Source organism: Mycobacterium bohemicum DSM 44277 (genome assembly GCF_001053185.1).
Lineage (GTDB): Bacteria > Actinomycetota > Actinomycetes > Mycobacteriales > Mycobacteriaceae > Mycobacterium > Mycobacterium bohemicum.
The window spans coordinates 1-24076 of the sequence record NZ_CSTD01000007.1 but is presented as its reverse complement, the minus strand read 5'-3'; the positions used below and the strand labels follow the sequence as shown (position 1 = coordinate 24076).

Sequence of the window (24076 nt, the reverse complement as noted above, 5' to 3'; positions counted from 1 at the left end):
TTCGTCAACGGGAATTAACCACGATCAAATCGGCTTACGCTATTTGCCGAGCCGCAATTCTGATCGGCTTTGAGGAGGGCTGCGAATGACGGCAGGCTGCGGTGGGCTGACGGTCATTGCGGGCTAACACGTTGATTCACAGCGCCTTACGCTTGATCGGCCGCTCCTGAGGTCGTGCACTGGCAGGTATTGGTCAGCTTAAGTCCGATGTTGCTGGGAGAAATGTTGTTAGAGGAAACGTCGCGAGGACATCAGGTGAAGGATTCGACATTTTGATGAAGTCGGTATGAATGCCGCGAATCGGGCCCGCGTCGCCGGCCCGGCGGCCGTTCCGGCTCGCCGCGACCGCCCGGGGGATTGTGCTGCACTACCCTGGACACAATGTGCGGAATCGTCGGCTACGTCGGGCAGCGGCCCGCCTGCCAGGTCGTCATGGCCGCGCTGCACCGAATGGAGTACCGCGGCTACGACTCGTCGGGGATCGCGCTGGTCGACGATGAGGGCGGGCTGACCGTCTGCCGGCGCGCCGGCCGGCTGGCCAACCTCGAGGAGGCCGTCGCCGGCATGGCCCCGGAGTCCAAGACCGGCACCACCGGCCTGGGCCACACCCGGTGGGCCACCCACGGACGCCCCACCGACCGCAACGCCCACCCGCATCGCGACGCCGCCGGCAGGATCGCCGTCGTGCACAACGGCATCATCGAGAACTACGCGACCCTGCGTCACGAGCTCGAGGGGTACGGCGTGGAGTTCGCCAGCGACACCGACACCGAGGTCGCCGTGCACCTGGTGGCCCGCGAATACCGGCACGGCGAGGCCGCCGGAGACTTCGCCGCGTCGGTGCGGGCCGTGCTGCGCCGGCTGGAGGGCCACTTCACGCTGGTGTTCGCCAACGCCGACGAGCCCGGCACGATCGTCGCCGCCCGCCGCTCGACGCCGCTGGTGGTCGGGATCGGCGACGGTGAGATGTTCGTCGGCTCCGACGTGGCGGCGTTCATCCCGCACACCCGCGACGCCGTCGAACTCGGCCAGGACCAGGCCGTCGTGATCACCGCGGACGGCTACCGGATCACCGACTTCGACGGCAACGAAGACGTCAGCTACCGCGAGTTTCACATCGACTGGGACCTGGCCGCCGCCGAGAAGGGCGGCTACGAGTACTTCATGCTCAAGGAGATCGCCGAGCAGCCCGCCGCGGTGGCCGACACCCTGCTCGGCCACTTCGTCGACGGCCGGATCGTGCTGGACGAGCAGCGCCTGTCCGACCAGGAACTGCGCGAGGTCGACAAGGTGTTCGTGGTGGCCTGCGGCACGGCGTATCACTCGGGGCTGCTGGCCAAGTACGCGATCGAGCACTGGACGCGGCTGCCGGTGGAGGTGGAGCTGGCCAGCGAATTCCGCTACCGCGACCCGGTGCTGGACCGCAGCACGCTGGTGGTGGCCATCTCCCAGTCCGGGGAAACGGCCGACACCCTCGAAGCCGTCCGGCACGCCAAGGAGCAGAAGGCCAAGGTGCTCGCCGTCTGCAATACCAACGGCTCGCAGATTCCCCGGGAATGCGACGCCGTGCTCTATACGCGCGCCGGCCCGGAGATCGGCGTGGCCTCGACCAAGACGTTCCTGGCGCAGATCGCCGCCAACTACCTGGTCGGGCTGGCGCTCGCGCAGGCCCGCGGCACCAAGTACCCCGACGAGGTCGCGCGCGAGTATCGCGAGCTGGAGTCGATGCCGGACCTGGTGGCCCGGGTGATCGCGGGCATCGAACCCGTCGCCACCCTGGCGCACCGATTCGCCAAGTCCTCGACGGTGCTGTTCCTGGGCCGCCACGTCGGCTACCCCGTGGCGCTCGAGGGCGCGCTGAAGCTCAAGGAGCTGGCCTACATGCACGCCGAGGGATTCGCCGCGGGCGAGCTCAAGCACGGCCCGATCGCGCTGATCGAGGACGACCTTCCGGTCATCGTCGTCATGCCCTCGCCCAAGGGGTCGGCCGTGCTGCACGCCAAGCTGTTGTCGAACATCCGCGAGATCCAGGCCCGCGGCGCGATTACCATCGTGATCGCCGAGGAGGGCGACGAAACCGTCCGCCCCTACGCCGACCACCTGATCGAAATACCCGCCGTCTCAACGCTTTTGCAGCCCCTGCTGTCGACCATCCCGCTGCAGGTGTTCGCCGCGTCTGTCGCCCAGGCCCGCGGATACGACGTCGACAAGCCGAGAAACCTGGCGAAGTCCGTCACGGTCGAATAGGGCAGCGCTTTGGTGGTGTGCCGCCAGATGTGCAGCCGTTCGGTTAGATTCCCTGTGTACGGGCCACGTCACAGGGTAGGAGCCGCATGCGATCGGCGGTCAGAAGATTCGCCATGGCAGGTCTTGTCGTGCTGATAGTCGGGGTTTACGTGGTGCTGATCGGCCTGTACGAGGACACGGTCGACGGAGCTCCGTCCGGCGTCCTCAGTGATAACGCGGAGACGGCCCCCGAGAGCATCGCGACGATGACGGTCGAAGAGGTGCAGTCGAACTACAGCGCGGTCGTTGCCAACCTGGCTGTCGCCCCCGGGCCCGAACTGCTGGACCCGGTGACCCACCGGCTCAAGGAGGACCTCGTTCTGCGAGTCAGATCGGCGGCCCAGCCCAGTCGACGCGAATACTCGAAAGGCATGCTGCCCGGCGTGTTTCCGGTCCCTTTGACGATCTCGGGTCACGTGGAACGTTGGCCGTTCGACAGTTACAGTTCGGGACCCGTTGAGGTGCAGCTATTCCGTAACGGTGACACCACGAAGGCACCCGAACTCGTCCCGGTGAAAATCATCGACCACCTGTCGGGATTCAAGGTTGCCGCCAGCAAAGTCAGTGGCGGGGCGTACCGATTGCGCGTGCGGCGCGCGATGAGCACAGCGTTGTTCGGCATCGTCATCTGCGGGGTGCTCATCGCCATCGCCGTCGTGGCGCTCTTCGTCGCGGTGCAAACCCTCCGTAACCGGCGCAAGTTCCAACCGCCCATGACGACCTGGTACGCGGCGATGCTCTTCGCGGTGGTCCCACTCCGAAACGCACTTCCCGGCGCGCCCCCGATCGGGGCCTGGATCGATGTCACCGTCGTGCTCTGGGTGATCGTTGCGTTGGTGACAGCAATGGTTCTCTACATCTGCTGCTGGTGGCGCCACCTGAAGCCTGAGGTGGTGGCCACACCGCCGAATCCCGCCCCGTCACCATTGAGCCCGCAGCCGGCCTGAAGTCCGCATGACCAATGCGATGCCCGCTTCGGTCGAATCGCCGCGATCACGCATCCGTTGACTTACATTTCTCGGGGGCGCAGAAGGGGGAGGCATGAAACTGGGGTTCGTAGCGCTCGGCGTTGCCGTCGTTGCTGCGTACGTCACGTCGGTGGTGTTGTATGCCGACAGCGGCGCCCGGCAGCGACAGGCCGTACTCCCGGCTTCGGGTGAGCGCACCACCGCGACGCTGACTGTGGAGGAGGTTCAGTCGAACTACAGCGTGCTCGTTGCGAACCTGGCCGTTTCTCTCGGATCTGCGCTCCTGGATCCGCAGACCGAGCACCTCAATCAGGACGTCAGCCTGCGAGTCAGGTCCGCCGCCACGCCCACCCGCCGCGAGTACACGAAGGGCATGCTTCCGGGGGTCTTTCCGGTTCCGCTGACCATCGCCGGCGACATCGAAACGTGGCCCTTCGATCAGTACCAGTCGGGGCCGATTGAGGTCGAGCTCATCCGGGGCGGGGAGGGCGGGGTGTCCGAGCGCATTCCGGTGACCTTCGTCAACCATTTGCCCGGATGGCAGGTCGTTGCCACCCAGGCCAACGGAACGGGCCCGTACCAGGTGCGAATGGAGCGGTCGCTCAGCGCGGCGGCATTCGGTTTCGCCATCCTGGGCGTGCTTGTCGCCATCGCTGCCGTCGGCTTTTTCGTCGCGGTCCAGACACTGCGTGATCGGCGCAGGTTTCAGCCGCCCATGACAACCTGGTACGCCGCAATGCTTTTCGCGGTGGTACCGCTGAGAAACGCCCTGCCGGGGTCGCCGCCTTTCGGCGGCTGGATCGACATCACGCTCGTGCTGTGGGTACTGGTCGTCCTGGTGATCTCGATGCTGCTCTACATCGCCTGCTGGTGGCGGCACCTGAAACCGGACACCGACACGGCAAAGCCGCAAGCCGAAGCCGTCAGCGGAAGCCCGGCCCGATGAAGCTTGGGCATCGCCGGTTTATTGCTGTCCATCGCGGCCTCAGCGTCGTGGTCACGTCCGCGGTGACGCCGACCAAGCGCACCTGGTCGAAGGCAATGCTGCCGGGCGGCTTCCCGGTCCCGCTGAGTCTCACCGGCCGCGTCGCCGACTGGCCCTTCGACCGCTAGGTTTCCTGGGCCTCGTGGTCGCCGTCGCGACGGCGCCGGACTTGCGAAAATTCCAGCCGCCCATCACGACCTGGTACGCGGCGATGCTCTTCGCGGTGGTGCCGCTGCGCAACGCGCTTCCCCACGCGCCTCCGTTCGGCGCCCGGGTCGACGTCCGAGTGGTGCTCTGCCGAAGCGGTGACGAAGAACTCCAGGCACCATCGAACTCGCACGCTGTGACGGCAGCGTGCGAAGGTTGATGCGTGGCAGACGCATCCGTTTGGGGACGACTCCGCGGCATGGGGCTCGCCGTTTGGCATTTCGTCAGCGGTGCGCCGCTGACCTACACCTGGCTGTGCGTGTTGGCGATCACGACGGTCATCCAGAACCTGCTGTCCGGGCGGCAACTGCACTCGATGCTGCTGCACCATTCCACCAATATCCGGGGCCTGGCCCGCGACCCGCTCGATGTGCTGTTCTCCAGCCTGCTGTGGATCGACGGCAGGAATCTGGAGCCCTACCTGCTGCTGTTCACCCTGTTCCTGGCGCCGGCCGAGCACTGGCTGGGCCACCTGCGCTGGCTCACCGTGGGACTGAGCGCCCACATCCTGTCCACCTACATCAGCGAGGGCATGCTGTACTTCGCGATCGAGGAGCGCGACGCCTCCGACCGGCTGGTGAACGCCCGCGACATCGGGGTCAGCTACTTCCTCGTCGGCATCATCGCCGTGCTGGCCTACCGCATCGCGCGGCCCTGGCGCTGGGGCTATCTCGGGATCCTGTTCCTGATCTATACCTTCCCCCTGCTCGCCATGGACCGCATCGAGCTGAACTTCACCGCGATCGGGCACTTCACCTCGATCCTGATCGGCCTGTGCTTCTACCCGATGGCGCGCGCCAGGGGCGGCAGGCAGCTGAACCCCGCGCAGATCGGGCCCGCCTTCCGCCGGCGCAGCGCCTCCGAGAAGCCCGGCTGACGGTGGGGCGACGGGCCACGACGTGGAATGCTTGCGGTGATGCGGCATTACTACTCGGCGGACGCAATCCGCGACGCGGAAGCCCCGCTACTGGCCAGCCTGCCCGACGGTGCCCTGATGCGGCGCGCGGCTTTCGGCCTGGCCACCGAGGTCCTCGCTGAGCTCACCGCCCGCACCGGGGGGGTCGCCGGGCGCCGGGTGTGCGCGGTCGTCGGCTCCGGAGACAACGGCGGCGACGCGCTGTGGGCCGCCACGTTCGCGCGCCGGCGCGGCGCGGCCGCCGACGCCGTGCTGCTCAATCCCGACCACGCCCACCGCAACGGGCTGGCGGCCTTCCGGGCAGCTGGCGGACGCGTCGTCGAGAGGGTTTCGGCGGCAACCGATCTCGTGATCGACGGGGTGGTCGGCATTTCCGGCTCCGGGCCGCTGCGGCCGGCCGCCGCCGAGGTGTTCGCCGCCGTCGACAAGGCGGGGATCCCCGTGGTCGCCGTCGACATCCCCAGCGGGATCGACGTCGCGACCGGCGCGATCACCGGCCCCGCGGTGCACGCCGCGCTGACCGTCACCTTCGGCGGCCTCAAGCCCGTGCACGCCCTCGCCGACTGCGGCCGGGTCAAGCTGATCGACATCGGGCTCGACCTGCCCGAGACCGCAGAAACGGTGGTCCTGGGCTTCGAGGCCGCCGACGTGGCGGCGCGCTGGCCGGTGCCCGGCCCGCACGACGACAAGTACACCCAGGGCGTGACGGGCGTGATGGCCGGCTCGTCGACCTATCCCGGCGCCGCCGTGCTGTGCACGGGCGCCGCGGTCGCGGCCACCTCCGGCATGGTCCGCTATTCCGGCAGCGCGCACCGTGAGGTGCTCGCCCACTGGCCCGAGGTGATCGCCTCGCCCACCCCGGCGTCGGCCGGGCGGGTGCAGTCCTGGGTCGTGGGGCCGGGCCTGGGCACCGACGAGACCGGGGCGGCGGCGCTGTGGTTCGCGCTGGAAACCGACCTGCCGGTGATCGTCGACGCCGACGGCCTGACCATCCTGGCGGCCCACCCCGAACTGGTGGCGAACCGCGTCGCGCCGACGGTGCTCACCCCGCACGCCGGTGAATTCGCCCGGCTGGCGGGCAGCCCGCCGGGGGACGACCGCGTCGGCGCGTGCCGCAAGCTGGCGGACACGTTCGGGGCCACCGTGCTCTTGAAGGGGAACGTCACCGTCGTCGCCGACCCCGGCGGCCCGGTGTACCTCAACCCCGCCGGGCAGTCCTGGGCCGCCACCGCCGGCTCCGGCGACGTGCTGTCGGGCATGATCGGCGCTCTGCTGGCCTCGGGTCTGCCGGCCGCCGAGGCGGGCGGCGGCGCTCTCGGCCGCCGACCCGGGGCCCGGTGAGGCGCCGACGTCGTCGTCCCGCATGGTTCCGCACATCCGGGCGGCCCTGGCCGCCCTATAGAGAGGAATTCGCAGTGCCCCAACACCCGTCCCTGCCCGCCCACTCCATCGCCCCCGCCTACACGGGCCGCATGTTCACCACCCCGGTGCCGGCGCTGCGGCTGCCCGAGGAGTCGATGGACCCCGAGACCGCCTACCGCTTCATCCACGACGAGCTGATGCTCGACGGCAGTTCCCGGCTGAACCTGGCCACCTTCGTGACCACCTGGATGGATCCGGAGGCCGGGAAGCTGATGGCCGAAACGTTCGACAAGAACATGATCGACAAGGACGAATACCCGGCGACCGCGGCGATCGAGCAGCGCTGCGTCTGCATGGTGGCCGACCTGTTCCACGCCGACGACCTGCGCGACGACGATCCCTCCAGCGCCTGCGGGGTGTCCACGATCGGCTCCAGCGAGGCGGTCATGCTCGGCGGGCTGGCGATGAAGTGGCGGTGGCGGGCGAAGGTCGGGAAGGGTTGGGAGGGCCGCAAGCCCAACCTGGTGATGGGCTCCAACGTCCAGGTGGTCTGGGAGAAGTTCTGCCGCTACTTCGACGTCGAGCCGCGCTACCTGCCGATGGAGGAGGGGCGCTACATCATCACCCCCGAGCAGGTCGTCGACGCCGTCGATGAGGACACCATCGGCGTGGTGGCGATCCTGGGCACCACCTACACGGGCGAGCTGGAACCGGTCGCCGACATCTGCGGCGCGCTCGACAAGCTGGCCGCTGGCGGCGGGGTCGACGTCCCGGTGCACGTCGACGCCGCCAGCGGCGGGTTCGTGGTGCCCTTCCTGCACCCGGAGATCAAGTGGGACTTCCGGCTGCCCCGCGTGGTGTCGATCAACGTCAGCGGCCACAAGTACGGGCTCACCTACCCCGGCATCGGGTTCGTGGTGTGGCGCAGCAAGGAGTACCTGCCCGAAGAACTCGTCTTCCGCGTCAACTACCTCGGCGGCGACATGCCGACCTTCACGCTGAACTTCTCGCGCGCCGGCAACCAGGTCGTCGGCCAGTACTACAACTTCCTGCGGCTGGGCCGCGAGGGTTATACGCAGGTCATGCAGTCGCTGTCGTCGACGGCGCGCTGGCTGGGTGAGCAATTGCGAGTCGGCGACCACTGCGAGCTGATCTCGGACGGCTCGGCGATCCCGGTGGTCAGCTTCCGTCTCGCCCGGAACTGCGGTTACACCGAGTTCGACGTCTCCCACGAGCTGCGGGGCTACGGGTGGCAGGTGCCCGCCTACACCATGCCGGACAACGCCACCAACGTGTCCGTGCTGCGCATCGTGGTGCGGGAGGGCCTGTCCGCGGACCTGGCGCGCGCCCTGCACGACGACGCCCGCAGCGCGCTGGCCTCGCTGGACAAGCTCAAGCCCGGCGGCCACTACGACGCGCAGCACTTCGCGCACTGAGTCGATATCGGGTGGTCGCGGCCGTCACATAGATCACAGTGGTCCCTCGCCGGAAGGAATGTCCGTTGTGCCCGCCTCGTAGCGACAATCGGCCGCCTGGCGCCCCGCCGCGCTGTTTGTCGCTATGAGGCGGGCACATCGGCTGCCCCCGGGCACAGAGGCTCCTGAGCCCGCTGGGACTCGTGTGGCGTCCGCCTTTTCCTCACCCGCGGCGGCGCCGGGCGCTTCTGGGACAATGGGGGCCGTGCCCGTTACGCCGATATCCCTGACACCGGGCGTCCTCGCCGAGGCGGTCGTGGACCTGGGCGCCATCGCCCACAACGTGGAGGTGCTGCGCGAGCGCGCCGGCTCCGCGCAGGTCATGGCCGTGGTCAAGGCCGACGGCTACGGCCACGGCGCCACCGAGGTAGCCCGGGTGGCCCTGGCCGCCGGGGCCGCCGAACTCGGTGTCGCCACCGTGGACGAGGCGCTGGCGCTGCGCGCCGACGGAATCACCGCCCCGGTTCTGGCGTGGCTGCACCCGCCCGGCCTCGACTTCGGGCCGGCGCTGCTGGGCGACGTCGAGATCGCGGTCTCCTCCGAGCGCCAGCTCGAGGCACTGCTGGACGCGGCGCGCCGGACCGGCCGCACGGCGACGGTGAGCGTCAAGGTCGACACCGGGCTGAACCGCAACGGCGTGGCCCCGGCGGACTACCCGGCGATGCTGGCCGCGCTGAAACGGGCCGTCGTCGAGGAAGCGATCCGGCTGCGCGCATTGATGTCACACATGGTCTACGCCGACCAGCCGAGTAACCCCATCAACGACGTTCAGGCGCAACGGCTCACACAGATGCTGGCCCGGGCGCGCGATGAGGGCGTGCGCTTCGAGGTCGCGCACCTGTCGAACTCGGCGGCGACCATGGCTCGCCCCGATCTGGCCTTGGATCTGGTGCGGCCGGGGATCGCGGTGTACGGCCTGAGCCCCGTGCCCGAGCTCGGCGACATGGGTCTGGTACCCGCGATGACGGTGAAATGCCCCGTCGCCCTGGTCAAGTCGGTGCGCGCGGGCGAGGGCGTGTCGTATGCGCACACCTGGATCGCCGACCGCGACACCACCGTGGCGCTGCTGCCGATCGGGTACGCCGACGGCGTCTTTCGTGCGCTCGGCGGCCGGCTGGAGGTACTGATCAACGGCCGGCGGCGCCGCGGTGCCGGGCGGATCTGCATGGACCAGTTCGTCGTCGACCTCGGGCCCGGACGCCCCGACGTGAGCGAGGGCGACGAGGCGATCCTGTTCGGCCCGGGCGGCGGCGGGGAGCCCACCGCGCAGGAGTGGGCGGATCAGCTCGGCACCATCCACTACGAGGTGGTGACCAGCCCCCGCGGGCGCATCACCCGGACCTACCGCGGGGCCGACGGCGTTGAGGCGTGATCGCACGCCCGCCGGCCGCAGGGGCAGGGCCTGGCTGGCGGGGGGCGCCGGACTGACCGCCGTCGCCACCATCGTGGGTGCGTCGGCCCGCCGTTCGATCACCCAGCGCGCGACCGGCCGTGAGGATCCTTACGCCGACGAGGATTTCGACCGGATCGACGACGACCCTGGCTACGTGGTGACCACGCCCGACGGGGTGCCGCTGGCGGTCCGTGAATCCGGTCCGGTCAACGCGCGGGTGACCATCGTCTTCGTGCACGGGTTCTGCCTTCGCATGGGCGCGTTCCACTTTCAGCGCACCCGACTTCCCGGGCAGCTGGGCCCGGACGTCCGGATGGTGTTCTACGACCAGCGCGGCCACGGAAAGTCCGGCGAGGCCGCGCCCGAGACCTATACGCTCACCCAGCTCGGCAGGGACCTGGAAACCGTGCTGAAAGTGGCGGCGCCGCGGGGGGTCGTGGTGCTGGTCGGCCACTCGATGGGCGGCATGACGGTGCTGTCCCACGCCCGCCAGTTTCCCGAGCAGTACGGGCGCCGCATCGTCGGCGCGGCGATCATCTCCTCTGCCGCCGAAGGGGTGACCCGATCCCCGCTCGGCGAGATCCTGAAAAACCCCGCGCTGGAAGCGGTCCGGTTCACCGCCCGGTCCGCGCCGAATCTGATGCATCGCGGCCGCACGGTGTCTCGGTCGCTGATCGGGCCGGTGCTGCGGGCCGCGTCCTTCAGCGACGTGCATGTCAGCCGCAGCCTGGACGCGTTCTCCCAGCGGATGATGAACGGCACCCCGATTCCCACCATGGTGGGATTCCTCGACGCCCTCGAACACCACGACGAAACCGCCGGGCTGTGGACGCTGCTGCGCATCCCGACGCTGATCGCCTGCGGCGACCACGACCTGCTCACCCCCGACGAATACTCGCGGAAGATGGCCGCCTCGCTGCCGCAGTCGGAGTTGGTGATCGTCGAGGGCGCCAGTCACCTTGCGCTGCTGGACAAGCCGAAGGCCATCAACGACGGGCTGGTCCGGCTGGTCAGGAGGTCCACGCCGGGCAGGGCGCGGCTCACCCTCCACCGGTTGCGGGAACGGCTGCGGGAACGGTTGCGCCGCAATGGATGACGGCGGCACGGCCACGCTCGAACGCGTCGAGGACACCGTGGCGCTGGGCTCCCGGCTGGGCGAACAGTTGCACGCCGGCGACGTGGTGGTGCTCACCGGTCCGCTCGGCGCCGGAAAGACGGTGCTGGCCACGGGCATTGCCGCGGCGATGGACGTCGACGGTCCGGTCACCTCGCCCTCCTACGTCCTGGCGCGGGTGCACCCGGCGCGGCGACCCGGCGCGCCCGCCATGATCCACGTCGACATGTACCGCCTGCTGGACCGGCCCGGCGCCGACCTGCTGGGCGAGCTCGACTCCCTGGACCTCGACAGCGATCTCGACGACGCGGTCGTCGTGGTCGAGTGGGGCGAGGGCGTGGCCGAGCGCCTCTCCGAACGCCACCTCGACGTGCGCCTCGAGCGCGTCAGCCATTCCGACGTGCGGATCGCGACCTGGCGGTGGAACCGGTCGTGATCGTCCTCGCCCTCGACACCTCCACCCCGGCCGTCACGGCCGGCCTCGTCCGGCGCGACGACATGACCGTGCTGGCCGAGCGGGTCACCGTCGACGCCCGCGCGCACGCCGAGCGGCTGACCCCCAACGTGCTCGCCGCCCTCGCCGACGCCGGCTTGGCGATGGTCGACCTCGACGCGGTGGTCGTGGGGTGCGGCCCCGGCCCGTTCACCGGTTTGCGCGCCGGGATGGCGACCGCCGCCGCCTACGCGCACGCGCTCGGCATCCCCGTGCGCGGGGTCTGCAGCCTGGACGCCATCGGGGTGCGTACCACCGGCGACACGCTGGTGGTCACCGACGCCCGCCGGCGCGAGGTGTACTGGGCCCGCTACCGCGACGGCGTCCGCACCGAAGGACCGGCCGTCGACCTGCCGCTGCGCGAGCCCGCGCACCCGACGCCGGCCGGCCTGGTCGCCGCGGTGCCGGATTGGTCGCAGCGCCCGCAGCCGCTGGTCGCGCTGTACCTGCGCCGGCCCGACGCCAAGCCCTTGCAGGCCCCGCGATGACCGCGCCGGGTGTCACGTTGGGCGCGCTGACGCCCGCCGACGCGCGGCGCTGCGCCGAGCTGGAGGCGCTGCTGTTCGACGGCGACGACCCCTGGCCCGCGGTGGCGTTCAACCGGGAATTGGCCAGCCCGCACAACCACTATGTGGCGGCGCGGGCGGGCGGCGAGGTGGTGGGCTACGCCGGGATCTCCCGGCTGGGCCGCACGCCGCCCTTCGAGTACGAAATCCACACCATCGGGGTGGACCCGGCCTACCAGGGGCGGGGCATCGGCCGGCGGCTGCTCGAGCAACTGCTCGAATTCGCCGACGGCGGGGCGGTGTATCTGGAGGTCCGCACCGACAACGAGCCGGCCATCGCGCTGTACCGCAGCGCGGGGTTCGAACAGGTCGGCCTGCGCCGGCGCTATTACCGCGTCAGCGGCGCCGACGCCTACACCATGCGACGGGAACCCCGACAGTGACGACCATCCTGGCAATCGAAACCTCCTGCGACGAAACGGGAGTCGGCATCGCCCGGCTCGACGGCACCGGCCCCGGGGCCACCGTCACGCTGCTCGCCGACGAGGTGGCCTCCAGCGTCGACGAGCACGTCCGCTTCGGCGGCGTGGTCCCCGAGATCGCCTCCCGGGCGCACCTGGAAGCGCTGGGCCCCGCCATGCGCCGCGCGCTCACCGCCGCCGGCCTGGACAAGCCGGGCCAGAAACCCGACGTCGTCGCCGCCACCATCGGGCCCGGGCTGGCGGGCGCCCTGCTGGTGGGCGCGGCGGCGGCCAAGGCCTATGCCGCGGCCTGGGGCGTCCCGTTCTATGCCGTCAACCACCTGGGCGGGCACCTGGCCGCCGACGTCTACGAACACGGGCCGCTGCCCGAGTGCGTGGCGCTGCTGGTGTCCGGCGGGCACACCCACCTGTTGCACGTGCGGTCCCTCGGCGAGCCGATCGCCGAACTGGGCAGCACCGCCGACGACGCCGCCGGCGAGGCCTACGACAAGGTGGCCCGGCTGCTGGGGCTGGGCTACCCGGGCGGCAAGGTGCTGGACGACCTGGCCCGCACCGGTGACCCGGCGGCGATCACGTTCCCGCGCGGCATGACGGGCCCGGCCGACGACCCCCACGCGTTCAGCTTCTCCGGCCTCAAGACCGCCGTGGCGCGCTACGTGGAAAGCCATCCGGACGCCGAGACCGCCGACATCGCCGCCGGTTTCCAGGAAGCCGTCGCCGACGTGCTGACGATGAAGGCGGTGCGCGCGGCCACCCGGCTCGGCGTCTCGACCCTGCTGATCGCGGGGGGAGTGGCCGCCAATTCGCGGTTGCGGGAACTGGCGGTGCAGCGGTGCGCGGCGGCGGGCCTTGAGCTGCGGATCCCCAGGCCACGGCTGTGCACGGACAACGGAGCGATGATCGCGTCGTTCGCCGCGCACCTGGTGGCGGCGGGCGCGCCGCCGTCGCCGCTCGATGTGCCGACCGACCCGGGCCTGCCGGTGGTCAAGGGACTGGTGAGCTGATCTCTCGTGGCGAACACGCGGAAGCAGCGGGGGCCCCTTGAGTGCTAGCACTCTCGTGTATAGAGTGCTAGGTGGCAATCGGGCGCTCCCCTGCGTCGGCACCCGCGACGACGGCGCAAGGGCACGGCCGAATGCCGAACACCTGATAATCCGGTCGGTCCGGGCGAGGCCCTGACCGACCGTCAACTCGGTCCGGAGGCACCGGACCCGATCAAACTAGTGGAGGGCTCCAATCGTGGCGAAGGTGAACATCAAGCCACTCGAGGACAAGATTCTCGTGCAGGCCAACGAGGCCGAGACCACGACCGCGTCCGGTCTGGTCATTCCTGACACCGCCAAGGAGAAGCCGCAGGAAGGCACCGTCGTCGCAGTCGGCCCCGGCCGGTGGGACGAGGACGGCGAAAAGCGGATCCCGCTGGACGTGTCGGAAGGTGACACCGTCATCTACAGCAAGTACGGCGGTACCGAGATCAAGTACAACGGCGAGGAATACCTGATCCTGTCGGCACGTGACGTGCTGGCCGTCGTATCCAAGTAAAAACCGTGTTCCGCCCCGGCGATCCCCGCGCGTCAACCGCGGGGATCATCCGGGGCGGCATGCGTTAGCAGGGCGTGACTAAGGAGCCTGATGAGCAAGCTTATTGAGTACGACGAAACCGCGCGCCGGGCGATGGAGGCGGGCGTGAACAAGCTCGCCGACGCGGTCCGCGTCACGCTGGGGCCGCACGGCCGGCATGTGGTGCTGGCCAAGGCCTTCGGCGGGCCCACCGTCACCAACGACGGCGTGACCGTCGCCCGGGAGATCGAGCTGGAGGACCCGTTCGAGAACCTGGGCGCGCAGCTGGTGAAGTCGGTGGCGACCAAGACCAACGACGTCGCCGGCGACGGCACCACCACCGCGACCGTGCTGGCGCAAGCCCTGGTCAAGGGCGGCCTGCGCCTGGTTGCCGCCGGCGTCAACCCGATCGAGCTGGGCCTGGGAATCGCGAAGGCCGCCGACGCGGTGTCCGAGGCGCTGCTGGCGTCGGCCACCCCGGTGTCCGGCAAGGACGCGATCGCCCAGGTGGCGACCGTGTCGTCGCGGGACGCCCGGCTCGGTGAGCTGGTCGGCGAGGCGATGAGCAAGGTCGGCGTCGACGGCGTCGTCAGCATCGAGGAGTCCTCGACCCTGAGCACCGAGCTGGAGTTCACCGAGGGCGTCGGCTTCGACAAGGGCTTCCTGTCGGCGTACTTCGTGACCGACTTCGACTCGCAGGAGGCCGTGCTCGACGACCCGCTGATCCTGTTGCACCAGGACAAGATCAGCTCGCTGCCGGACCTGCTGCCGATGCTGGAGAAGGTCGCCGAGGCGGGCAAGCCGCTGCTGATCGTCGCCGAAGACGTGGAGGGCGAGCCGCTGGCCACGCTGGTCGTCAACTCGATCCGCAAGACGCTGCGCGCGGTGGCCGTCAAGGCGCCGTTCTTCGGCGACCGGCGCAAGGCCTTCCTGCAGGACCTCGCGATCGTGACGGGCGCCGAGGTGGTCAACCCCGACACCGGCCTGCTGCTGCGGGAGGTCGGCCTGGAGGTGCTGGGCTCGGCCCGCCGCGTCGTGGTGAGCAAGGACGAAACGATCGTCGTCGACGGCGGCGGCTCGACCGACGCGGTCCAGGGCCGCATCAAGCAGCTGCGCGCCGAGATCGAGGCGACCGACTCGGACTGGGACCGCGAGAAGCTGCAGGAGCGGCTGGCCAAGCTGGCCGGCGGGGTCGCCGTCCTGAAGGTCGGCGCCGCCACCGAGACGGCGCTCAAGGAGCGCAAGGAAAGCGTCGAGGACGCCGTCGCGGCCGCCAAGGCCGCCGTGGAGGAGGGCATCGTCGCGGGCGGCGGATCCGCGCTCATCGGGGCCCGCAAGGCGCTGACGGAGCTGCGCGCGTCGGTGAGCGGCGACGAGGCCCTGGGCGTCGACATGTTCTCCGAGGCGCTGGCCGCACCGCTGTACTGGATCGCCAGCAACGCGGGGCTGGACGGCGCGGTCGTGGTGAACAAGGTCAGCGAGCTGCCCGCCGGGCACGGGCTGAACGCCGAGACGCTGACCTACGGCGACCTGGTGGCCGAGGGGGTCATCGACCCGGTCAAGGTGACCCGGTCGGCGGTGGTCAACGCGGCGTCGGTGGCCCGCATGGTGCTCACCACGGAGACCGCGGTGGTGGAAAGGCCCGCGCACGAGGAGGACGACCACGGCCACGGGCACGGCCACGGTCATCACCACCATCACTAGGGCATAGCGCGCGCAAACGTAAAGGCCCCCGACACGTCGAGCGTGCGGGGGCCTTTACGTCCGTTCGGGGCGGGAGATGGGCGGCGAAGCCAGGGTGCGTTGCAGCCAGCTGAAAATCAGGCCGATCGCCTCGGGCAGCTTTGTGGTCGCGCAGTGTCCGGTGTCGGGGATGAGGTGAACCTCCGTGTCGGGGCGGCCCTCGAAGACCAGCGTGTCGTGCCGTGGGACGTGCACGTCATCGGCGCCGTTGACCACGAGCATCGGGGCATTGGTTTTCTGATCGAGCAGTGCGCGCAGCGAGAAGTCACCGAACGTTGCGGCCAGCTCCCCGCTGCTGGGACGGTGATCGAACCCCAGCGCGTTGCCGACGATGCCGTCCATGCCGAAATGCAGCGTCGAGGCGTCTTTGGTGAAGGCCTCTTCGACCGGTCCTCCCAGGACGATCGCGGCGTCCACTTCGCCCGCCAAGCCCGAACGGGCGGAGTAGTGCCCGCCCATGGAGATTCCCAGATGGGTCACGATGCCATTGCCCATCCTCCGGCCCTCGGCGATGAGACCGCGCACGATTTCCGCCCCGCCGTCGGGGGTCATCGGCACCTCCGATTCGCCCGTGCCGGCGATGTCGAATGCCATCACCCGGACTCCGGCCGTCGACGCCGCGAGCACGAACATGCTGTGCATGTCCATTTTCCAGCTGTCCACCCCGCCGGACGCCAGCAGCACCGGCGCGGCGGCGGGCAGGTCGGGCGCAGCGAAAATGTGCACCGGGACCGTGGTCCCCGCACCCCGGTACGGCACCTCGATGACGCGGCGCTCGAAGCCCACCCCGAAACGCGGTGCGGCAAGCAGATACTGCTCAAGCTGGTTCTCGAAGGCCCGGCGCTTGGAGTCGTCGGCCAGGGTCGGGAACTTCGCCCACCCGTAGGCCAGCGCGGCGAGTAGATGCGAACCCTGGCCGGCGTAGCGCGCGGCCAGCGCCGACCACTCATACACCCAGCCGCCGGGCGCGTCCGCCCACATGTCGGTGATCGCGGCGCGCACCGCGTCCACGTCGTGGGCGGGTAACCCGGTGTTGACCATCTGGGGATACCGCTCGCCGAACAGATCCTGCGCGTCGACCGGCCACTGAAAGGACATCGCGAACTCCCTAGCGTTGAGCGGCTAATGCAGAAACTTTGCGTTAAAGAACACGCTAGCATTGCCTGACGCGTTAAAGCAAGGAAGCTGCGTTAACATGAGAAATCATGAGCGATCCAGGGGTTCGGCGGCGAACCGGAGGCCGGTCGGCCCGCGTCCGCGAGGCTGTGCTGAAGGTGACGCTGCAGGCGGTGGCCGAGCATGGCGCCGACAGGGTCAGTATCGGTGAGATCGCGCGGCAGGCCGAAGTGCACGAAACGTCGATCTACCGGCGGTGGCCGACGAAGGAACACCTTGTGCTCGACGCATTGCTGGACTACAGCGAGGCCAAGCTCCCCATTCCCGACACCGGCACGCTGCGGGGCGACTTGGTCACCTTCGCGACCGAAGTCGCCGCCTACCTCGACTCCCCGCTCGGGCGAACGCTCGTCAGGTCGATGGCCGTTGCCGGCGACGACGACACCCTGGTCGCCGGACGTGCCCGGTTCTGGGAGTCTCGGTTCGACCTCGCCAACACGATGATCGCCCGCGCCAAGGAGCGAGGCGAGGTCCCCACCGACCTCGACGCGGCCCTGGCTCTCGAACTCGTCGTCGCACCCCTGCATTTCCGGGCACTGCTCACCCGCCAGCCCATCGACGCACACCGCATCGCGCAGCTCGTCGACGCGCTCCTGACCGGGTTGGCCGGCTGATCGACCCGTTAGCGGAGGTGGACATAACCCACCGCGGCCGGCGCCGGCGGCCCGGCGTCAGGCGTGTACGTCGCGCAGCCCCACGGCGAAGCGCAACCCCGAGCAGTTGTAGCACCCCACGCAACCGATGCAGCCCGTGCAGGCGGCGCAACCCACGCACGCGACGCACCGTTTGCAGAACGCGCACGCCACGCAGGCGATGGTCCCGGCGACGGCGAAAGACAGTGCGGTGACTGCACTTCCGGCGACGCCTGCGCTGGCGGCGGTGGCGATCGAGCCGGCGACCCCGGCGCTGGCCACGGTGGCCACGGAGCCGGCCACCGCGGCGCTGGCGACGGTCGAGATCGAGCCGGCCACCGCCGCGCCGGCCATCGGGTCGCCGCGGGTGTCGGGAAATTGCGCCACGCCGCCAATGTAGACCGCGCCCGCGGCGTGCGGCAGGATCGGAACCCGCACCCGAGTGAGGTCATCGCCATGGAAGAACCGCTGCTGCTGCAACATCGCGACGATCGCGGTGTCGTCACGCTGACGCTCAACCGCCCGCAGGCCTTCAATGCGCTGTCGGAGGCGATGCTGGCCGCGCTGGCCGAGGCCGTCGAGTCGCTGGCCGCCGACGACGGGGTGCGCGTGGTCGTGCTCGCGGCGTCCGGGAAGGCCTTCTGCGCGGGCCACGACCTCAAGGAGATGCGGGCCGAGCCGTCGCTCGAGTATTACGAGAAGCTGTTCGCGCAGTGCACGGCCGTGATGCTGTCCGTCCGGCGGCTGCCGGTCCCGGTGATCGCGCGGGTCCACGGCCTGGCCACCGCGGCGGGTTGCCAGCTCGTCGCCATGTGCGACCTCGCGGTGGCCAGCCACGACGCCCGCTTCGCCGTCAGCGGCATCAACGTCGGGCTCTTCTGCGCGACCCCGGGAGTGGCGCTGTCGCGCAACGTGCCCCCCAAGGCCGCCTTCGAGATGCTCGTCACCGGCGAATTCGTCTCGGCCGGGCGGGCGCGCGAGCTGGGGCTGGTCAACAGGGTGGCGGCGCCCGGCGAGCTGGACGACGCGGTCGAGGCCCTGGTGGCGGGCATCGTCACCAAGCCGCGCGTCGCGGTCGCGATGGGCAAGGCGCTGTTCTACCGCCAGCTCGAAACCGGCATCGATTCCGCGTACGAGGACGCGGGCACCACGATGGCCTGCAACATGATGGATCCCAGCGCGCTCGAGGGCGTCGCGGCGTTCATCGAGAAGCGACCGCCCCGCTGGTCGGCGGCGGCGTCGACGACGTGATCAGGCCGACCGGCGGATGCCCCGGTTGCGGCCGATGTCGCCCTTCAGCAACATGTCACGCTCGGACTCCGACAGGCCGCCCCACACGCCGTAGGGCTCGCCGACCTCGAGCGCATGCGACCGGCATTCCTGGATCACCGGGCACCGCCGGCACATCTCCTTGGCGCGCTGCTCGCGCTGCATGCGGGCGCGGCCACGCTCGCCGTCGGGGTGGAAGAACATCGAGGAGTCGACTCCGCGGCACAGGCCCTGCAGTTGCCAGTTCCAGATGTCGGCGTTGGGGCCAGGTAGCTGCTCAGGCTGTGGCATTGGTGTCATTCCCTCTCTGCACGGCACGCCAGGTGAGGTGAGTCCGCGAGGCGATTGTGTAACTGATGTGGGGTGGCGTCACCGATGACTACCCGTCGATCTCGAACTTAGGTGCGTTAGTGAATTTCAGTCAATAGCCATTTAGACGGCCAAAGTATGTAAGGGTTGGACAATTATTAACGTCGCGTTCATGTACCGCCCATGCCGTTCCCAAAGCCGTGCTACCAGGCAACTTGACCTTACCCGGATTGCCCAGCTCAGGACGCGGAATGGCGGGTCGGGCAATTTTTGTACCCGGTCAGACGATTAACATTTCGGTAACACAGATACCACGAAGTGTTTACTGGTCACCGTGATTGATACTCGTCACACCCGGGAGGACCCGGAAGGCCGCGACGCGACGCTGGCGGCGGCCGCCTTCGGGGAGCGACCCGAGCGCTGGCCGCTGCCGACCGCGGCCACGCCCGCCCAAATGTGGCTGCGGGCCGTGGCCTGCGGCGGTCAGGGGCGGTACGGGGCCGCCTATCGCGATCTTGCGGCGCTCCGCCGCATTGGGTCCGGGCCGCTCGTGTCGCTGGCGCACAGCACGCAGGGTTCGTTCCTGCGGCAACTGGGTTGGCACACGGTGGCGCGGGGCTGGGACGGCCGAGCGCTGGCGCTGGCGGGCGCGGATCCCGAAGCCCGCGCCGACGCCCTGATCGGGCTCGCGGCCGACGCGCTGGGCGTCGGCCGCTTCCCGGCCGCGGCGACGTTGGCCGAACGCCGCCGCGGCCGCCGCGGGCTGGCGGCGGTCGGGTCGGTCGCGGCGACGCTGCTGGTGCTCAGCGGCTTCGGCGCGATGGTGGTCGAGGCCCGTCCCGGGGACACGCTGTACGGCCTGCACGCCATGTTCTTCGACGAGCCGCAGCTCAACTCGAACCAGGTCATGTTGTCCGCCAAGGCCGATCTGGCCAAGGTTCAGCAAATGATCGACGAGAGCCAATGGGACCAGGCGCAGAATCAGCTGACCGAGGTCAGCAGCCTGGTGCAGTCGATGGACGCCGGCCCGGACCGCACCGACCTGCAGCAACAGCTGAAGTTGCTGAACACCCGGATCGAGTCGCGCAATCCGAACGCGACGCTGCCCCCCGCGGCGCCGACCACCGGAGTTCCCTCGCCCACGGCGTTTTCGCCCGCGGTGACGGCGTCACCGCCGAGTTCGACGCCGACGACGACGTCCCTGAGCCCGTCCCCGAGCCCGTCCCCGAGCCCCCCGTCCGGGCGGCACCGGCACCATGGGCAGACCGGCAGCTCGGCGCCGGTGGAGCCGAGCATCAATCCCTAGCGGTCAGCGGCGGTGGAATCCGTCGGCGTCTGACGTCGCCTCGTTGAGCGACGCGTCGGCGTATCCGCGGCAGTAGTCCCACGTGACGTAGGCGTCGGGCTCGGGGTCGTAGGCCGGCTCGTGCGGGCGGACCGTGCCGTCGATCAGCAGCTGCAGCAGGTTGGCGCGCAGCATGTCCCAGTCGTGGTAGTGGTCCTGCTGGCACTCGTCGCAGCACACCACCAGACCGCGAATTCCCCTGTGCGCCAACAACGCCTCGTAGACGGCGAGGTCGGCCAGGTCGGCCTCGACCGCGAGCCGCTCCTGCTGGTCCAGCGGCTGTCCCGGCTCGACGGCTTCGAGCGCCGCGGACGGGTCGCAGGGGTCGTCGGCGAAGGGGTCGGGCGGCAAACCCGGTGGGAGGTGGTCACGCACGCCTACAGCCTACGCAGCCGGACTGACAAAACGCCAGAAGGCGGACACCGGCCATCCCCCATGTCGCGTCCGGGTCGGCTCGGGTCTGTTCCGGCCCGCGGCACACCCGAGCAAGCGAGTCCGGGGGCCGGCCGAGCCGATAGGATGGGGCTCTCACTCCGCGCGCTATGGAGGCCCCCCGATGTCCCTTGGCATGTCCAACCTGGAACACAGCTCCGACCTGGTGGCGAGTCCCTACGTGCGCGACTCGACCGCCCGGGGCCTGGCCGACGACCCGATGCCCACGGGCGGCGACGACCCGCACAAGGTCGCGATGCTGGGCCTGACGTTCGACGACGTGTTGCTGTTGCCGGCGGCCTCGGACGTGGTGCCGGCCACCGCCGACACCTCCAGCCAGCTGACCCGCAAGATCCGGCTCAAGGTGCCGCTGGTCAGCTCGGCGATGGACACCGTGACGGAGTCGCGGATGGCCATCGCGATGGCCCGCGCCGGCGGCATGGGCGTGCTGCACCGCAACCTGCCGGTCGCCGAACAGGCCGGACAGGTCGAGATGGTCAAGCGCTCGGAGGCCGGCATGGTCACCGACCCGGTCACCTGCCGGCCGGACAACACGCTGGCCCAGGTCGACGCCATGTGCGCCAAGTTCCGCATCTCCGGGCTGCCCGTGGTCGACGACTCCGGCGCGCTCGTCGGCATCATCACCAACCGGGACATGCGCTTCGAGGTCGACCAGTCCAAGGCCGTCGCCGAGGTGATGACCAAGGCCCCGCTGATCACCGCCCGGGAGGGCGTCAGCGCCGACGCGGCCCTAGGCCTGTTGCGCCGCAACAAGATCGAGAAGCTGCCGGTGGTCGACGGCCACGGCCGGCTCACCGGGCTGATCACCGTCAAGGACTTCGTCAAGACCGAGCAGCACCCGCTGGCCACCAAGGACAGCGACGGCCGGCTGCTGGTCGGGGCCGCCGTCGGGGTCGGCGGCGACGCCTGGGTGCGCGCGATGATGCTCGTCGACGCCGGGGTGGACGTCCTGGTCGTCGACACCGCGCACGCCCACAACCGGCTGGTGCTCGACATGGTCAGCAAACTCAAACTGGAGGTCGGTCACCGGGTCGAGGTGATCGGCGGCAACGTCGCGACCCGGTCGGCGGCCGCCGCCCTGGTCGACGCCGGCGCCGACGCCGTCAAGGTCGGGGTGGGTCCCGGCTCGATCTGCACCACCCGGGTGGTGGCCGGCGTGGGCGCCCCGCAGATCACCGCGATTTTGGAAGCTGTAGCGGCCTGTCGTCCGTCCGGCGTGCCCGTCATCGCCGACGGCGGGCTGCAGTACTCCGGCGACATCGCCAAGGCGCTGGCCGCGGGCGCGTCCACCACCATGCTGGGGTCGTTGCTGGCCGGCACGGCCGAGGCGCCCGGCGAGCTGATCTTCGTCAACGGCAAGCAGTTCAAGAGCTACCGCGGCATGGGGTCGCTGGGCGCCATGGCCGGGCGCGCCGGGCCCGGGGGGTCGGGCAAGTCGTACTCCAAGGACCGCTACTTCCAGGACGACGCCTTGAGCGAGGACAAGCTGGTGCCCGAGGGCATCGAGGGCCGGGTGCCGTTCCGCGGCCCGCTGTCGTCGGTGATCCACCAGCTGACCGGTGGCCTGCGCGCCGCGATGGGCTACACCGGGGCGCCCACCATCGAGGCGCTGCAGCAGGCGCAGTTCGTCCGGATCACGGCGGCCGGCCTGCGGGAGAGCCACCCGCACGACGTCGCCATGACCGTCGAAGCACCCAACTACTTCGCGCGCTGAGCCATGGTCGAGATCGGGATGGGCCGCACCGCCCGTCGCACCTATGAACTCAGCGAGGTCAGCATCGTGCCGTCGCGGCGCACCCGCTCCTCGCAGGACGTCTCGACCGCCTGGCAGCTGGACGCCTACCGCTTCGAGATCCCCGTCATCGCGCACCCGACCGACGCGCTGGTGTCGCCCGAGTTCGCGATCGAACTGGGCCGGCTCGGCGGGCTCGGCGTGCTCAACGGCGAGGGGCTGATCGGCCGGCACGCCGACGTGCAGGGCAAGGTCGCGCAGCTCGTCGAGGCCGCCACCAAGGAGCCCGAACCGTCGGCGGCGATCCGGCTGCTGCAGGAGCTGCACGCCGCGCCGCTGAACCCCGACCTGCTGGGCTCCGCGGTCGCCCGCATCCGGGAGGCCGGGGTGACCACCGCGGTGCGGGTCAGCCCGCAAAACGCCCAGGCGCTGACCCCGGTGCGCCGCGGGTGGGTGGCCGCCGAACTGGCGATGGCCTCCGGGGACGGGCGGGCCGCCGTGCGGCACGCCACCGAGGCGGTGCGGCTGGCGCGGGCGATGGTCCGGCCGTCGGCGCGGCACCGCGTCAAGAGCGACGTGGTGCTGGCGGCCGCGCTGTGCAGCGCCGGCGACATCGAGCGCGCCCGGGCGGTGGCCGAGGCTTCGCTGGGCGACGCCGGACGGCTGGGCTTGCTACCCCTTCGCTGGGCGCTGGCTTGCTTGCTGATCGATATCGGAAGCGTCACGTTCCAGCCACGAAAACTGCTGGAAATTCGGGATATCTGCGCAGGTGAGATACGCCACGCCGGTGCGACGTGGCGTTCCGCTTGAAACGGCTTTCCGGCCGTTATTGTCAGTGAGTTAGTTAGCCCGCGATGTGTCCCATTCGTAACGTTGGAGCTACCGCCGTCGATGACAATTCAAGGGGAACGTCTCGACGCTGTGGTTGCAGAGGCCGTGGCGGGGGACACACAGGCCCTACGGGAGGTGCTGGAGACCATCCGTCCGATTGTTGTGCGGTACTGCCGGGCGCGGGTCGGCACAGTCGAACGGGGTGGGATGTCAGCCGACGACGTGGCTCAGGAGGTGTGCTTGGCCACCATCACGGCCTTGCCTCGCTATCGCGATCGGGGACGCCCGTTCCTGGCGTTCCTGTACGGGATCGCCGCCCACAAGGTGGCCGACGCCCACCGGGCCGCCGGCCGTGATCTCGCCTACCCGTCGGATTCGCTGCCCGAGCGGTGGTCGCCCGACGCAGGACCGGAGCAGCGGGCCATCGAAGCCGACTCGGTGAGCCGGATGAGCGAGCTGCTGGAGATCCTGCCGGCCAAGCAACGCGAGATCCTGATCCTGCGCGTCGTGGTGGGTCTGTCCGCCGAGGAGACCGCCGCCGCCGTCGGCAGCACCACCGGCGCCGTGCGGGTCGCCCAGCACCGGGCGCTGGCGCGGCTGAAGTCCGAGATCGTGGCGGCGGGTGACTATGCCTGAGCCCCAACCGGCCCTCGACGAGCTGGCCCAGACCGACCTGCTGCTCGACGCGCTCGCCGAGCGCCGACCGATTCGCCGCGACAACCCCGACGATGACGTGCTGGCCACCCTGATGGAGGACTGGCGCGACAACCTGAGATGGCCGCCGGCCAGCGCGCTGGTGGCGCCGGAGGAGGCCATCGCCGCGCTGGCGACGGGGCTGG

General features: G+C 70.0%; 24 protein-coding genes and 2 pseudogenes. 22 read left to right on the top strand and 4 right to left on the bottom strand.

Annotated elements, in window-relative coordinates:
• Positions 1-381 precede the first annotated feature (381 nt).
• From glmS to groL, 15 genes and pseudogenes are all read left to right on the top strand, one after another.
• Positions 382-2247, top strand: a complete 1866-nt coding sequence (gene glmS, locus BN971_RS23225) for a glutamine--fructose-6-phosphate transaminase (isomerizing) (protein WP_085180106.1) — start codon at positions 382-384, stop codon at positions 2245-2247.
• Positions 2248-2333: 86 nt separating this feature from the next.
• On the top strand, positions 2334-3233 hold the full coding sequence (locus BN971_RS23220; protein WP_085180107.1) for a DUF4436 domain-containing protein: 900 nt from the start codon (positions 2334-2336) through the stop codon (positions 3231-3233).
• A gap of 94 nt (positions 3234-3327) precedes the next feature.
• A complete protein-coding gene (locus BN971_RS23215) occupies positions 3328-4200 on the top strand; it encodes a DUF4436 domain-containing protein (RefSeq protein WP_085180108.1) in 873 nt (290 codons plus the stop codon).
• Positions 4201-4238: 38 nt separating this feature from the next.
• A pseudogene (locus tag BN971_RS23210) lies at positions 4239-4534 on the top strand (DUF4436 family protein); the annotation flags it as partial.
• A 75-nt stretch (positions 4535-4609) separates the two neighbouring features.
• Positions 4610-5323, top strand: coding sequence for a rhomboid-like protein (locus BN971_RS23205; protein WP_090350642.1), 714 nt, complete (start codon positions 4610-4612; stop codon positions 5321-5323).
• Positions 5324-5362: 39 nt separating this feature from the next.
• Positions 5363-6764: pseudogene (locus BN971_RS23200) on the top strand (NAD(P)H-hydrate dehydratase).
• A gap of 13 nt (positions 6765-6777) precedes the next feature.
• Positions 6778-8160: a glutamate decarboxylase gene (gene gad, locus BN971_RS23195; protein ID WP_085180110.1), complete on the top strand. Its 1383-nt coding sequence runs from the start codon at positions 6778-6780 to the stop codon at positions 8158-8160.
• 244 nt (positions 8161-8404) lie between these two features.
• Entirely contained in the window at positions 8405-9571 is a 1167-nt protein-coding gene (gene alr / locus BN971_RS23190) for an alanine racemase (protein WP_211279787.1), read from the top strand.
• 52 nt (positions 9572-9623) lie between these two features.
• On the top strand, positions 9624-10688 hold the full coding sequence (locus tag BN971_RS23185) for an alpha/beta fold hydrolase (protein WP_085180174.1): 1065 nt from the start codon (positions 9624-9626) through the stop codon (positions 10686-10688).
• A complete protein-coding gene (gene tsaE / locus BN971_RS23180) occupies positions 10681-11142 on the top strand; it encodes a tRNA (adenosine(37)-N6)-threonylcarbamoyltransferase complex ATPase subunit type 1 TsaE (protein WP_085180112.1) in 462 nt (153 codons plus the stop codon). Before BN971_RS23185 ends, tsaE begins: the two co-directional genes overlap by 8 nt.
• On the top strand, positions 11121-11687 hold the full coding sequence (gene tsaB, locus BN971_RS23175) for a tRNA (adenosine(37)-N6)-threonylcarbamoyltransferase complex dimerization subunit type 1 TsaB (RefSeq protein WP_249262771.1): 567 nt from the start codon (positions 11121-11123) through the stop codon (positions 11685-11687). Before tsaE ends, tsaB begins: the two co-directional genes overlap by 22 nt.
• Positions 11684-12148 (top strand): ribosomal protein S18-alanine N-acetyltransferase, encoded by a 465-nt coding sequence (gene rimI, locus BN971_RS23170; RefSeq protein ID WP_085180114.1) that lies wholly within the window; start codon positions 11684-11686, stop codon positions 12146-12148. The genes tsaB and rimI overlap by 4 nt, the downstream gene beginning before the upstream one ends.
• Complete coding sequence (tsaD, locus tag BN971_RS23165) at positions 12145-13191, top strand: tRNA (adenosine(37)-N6)-threonylcarbamoyltransferase complex transferase subunit TsaD (RefSeq protein WP_085180115.1); 1047 nt, start codon at positions 12145-12147, stop codon at positions 13189-13191. The genes rimI and tsaD overlap by 4 nt, the downstream gene beginning before the upstream one ends.
• Before the next feature lie 235 nt (positions 13192-13426).
• Entirely contained in the window at positions 13427-13729 is a 303-nt protein-coding gene (gene groES, locus BN971_RS23160) for a co-chaperone GroES (protein WP_007167930.1), read from the top strand.
• Positions 13730-13819: 90 nt separating this feature from the next.
• Entirely contained in the window at positions 13820-15451 is a 1632-nt protein-coding gene (gene groL / locus BN971_RS23155; protein ID WP_085180116.1) for a chaperonin GroEL, read from the top strand.
• A 54-nt stretch (positions 15452-15505) separates the two neighbouring features.
• Here groL and BN971_RS23150 read toward each other — a convergent pair whose 3' ends face one another.
• A complete protein-coding gene (locus BN971_RS23150) occupies positions 15506-16588 on the bottom strand; it encodes an alpha/beta fold hydrolase (protein ID WP_085180117.1) in 1083 nt (360 codons plus the stop codon).
• Between the two features lie 107 nt (positions 16589-16695).
• Here BN971_RS23150 and BN971_RS23145 point away from each other — a divergent pair, with 107 nt between their 5' ends.
• A complete protein-coding gene (locus BN971_RS23145; RefSeq protein ID WP_085180118.1) occupies positions 16696-17280 on the top strand; it encodes a TetR/AcrR family transcriptional regulator in 585 nt (194 codons plus the stop codon).
• Between the two features lie 57 nt (positions 17281-17337).
• Here the strand turns inward: BN971_RS23145 and BN971_RS23140 are convergent, their stop codons facing one another.
• The gene (locus BN971_RS23140) at positions 17338-17652 is read right to left on the bottom strand and encodes a hypothetical protein (RefSeq protein WP_085180175.1); all 315 of its coding nucleotides are present in this window, start codon (positions 17650-17652) and stop codon (positions 17338-17340) included.
• A gap of 102 nt (positions 17653-17754) precedes the next feature.
• On the opposite strand from BN971_RS23140, the gene BN971_RS23135 reads away from it, so the two are divergent.
• On the top strand, positions 17755-18549 hold the full coding sequence (locus BN971_RS23135) for an enoyl-CoA hydratase (protein WP_085180119.1): 795 nt from the start codon (positions 17755-17757) through the stop codon (positions 18547-18549).
• Here BN971_RS23135 and BN971_RS23130 read toward each other — a convergent pair whose 3' ends face one another.
• The gene (locus BN971_RS23130) at positions 18550-18858 is read right to left on the bottom strand and encodes a WhiB family transcriptional regulator (RefSeq protein ID WP_067009583.1); all 309 of its coding nucleotides are present in this window, start codon (positions 18856-18858) and stop codon (positions 18550-18552) included.
• A 352-nt stretch (positions 18859-19210) separates the two neighbouring features.
• On the opposite strand from BN971_RS23130, the gene BN971_RS26090 reads away from it, so the two are divergent.
• Positions 19211-20182: a hypothetical protein gene (locus BN971_RS26090; RefSeq protein WP_428978076.1), complete on the top strand. Its 972-nt coding sequence runs from the start codon at positions 19211-19213 to the stop codon at positions 20180-20182.
• Between the two features lie 3 nt (positions 20183-20185).
• Here BN971_RS26090 and BN971_RS23120 read toward each other — a convergent pair whose 3' ends face one another.
• Positions 20186-20596: a DUF5319 domain-containing protein gene (locus BN971_RS23120; RefSeq protein WP_085180122.1), complete on the bottom strand. Its 411-nt coding sequence runs from the start codon at positions 20594-20596 to the stop codon at positions 20186-20188.
• 181 nt (positions 20597-20777) lie between these two features.
• Between BN971_RS23120 and guaB the strand changes: the two genes are divergently transcribed.
• The 4 genes from guaB to BN971_RS23100 all read left to right on the top strand — a co-directional run.
• Positions 20778-22388: an IMP dehydrogenase gene (gene guaB, locus BN971_RS23115; protein WP_085180123.1), complete on the top strand. Its 1611-nt coding sequence runs from the start codon at positions 20778-20780 to the stop codon at positions 22386-22388.
• A 3-nt stretch (positions 22389-22391) separates the two neighbouring features.
• Positions 22392-23216: an IMP dehydrogenase gene (locus BN971_RS26800; RefSeq protein ID WP_170322222.1), complete on the top strand. Its 825-nt coding sequence runs from the start codon at positions 22392-22394 to the stop codon at positions 23214-23216.
• 81 nt (positions 23217-23297) lie between these two features.
• A complete protein-coding gene (locus BN971_RS23105; protein ID WP_085180120.1) occupies positions 23298-23873 on the top strand; it encodes a sigma-70 family RNA polymerase sigma factor in 576 nt (191 codons plus the stop codon).
• A partial coding sequence (locus tag BN971_RS23100; RefSeq protein ID WP_283159885.1) for an anti-sigma-D factor RsdA occupies positions 23860-24076 on the top strand: 217 nt, incomplete at its 3' end. The genes BN971_RS23105 and BN971_RS23100, both read left to right, overlap by 14 nt.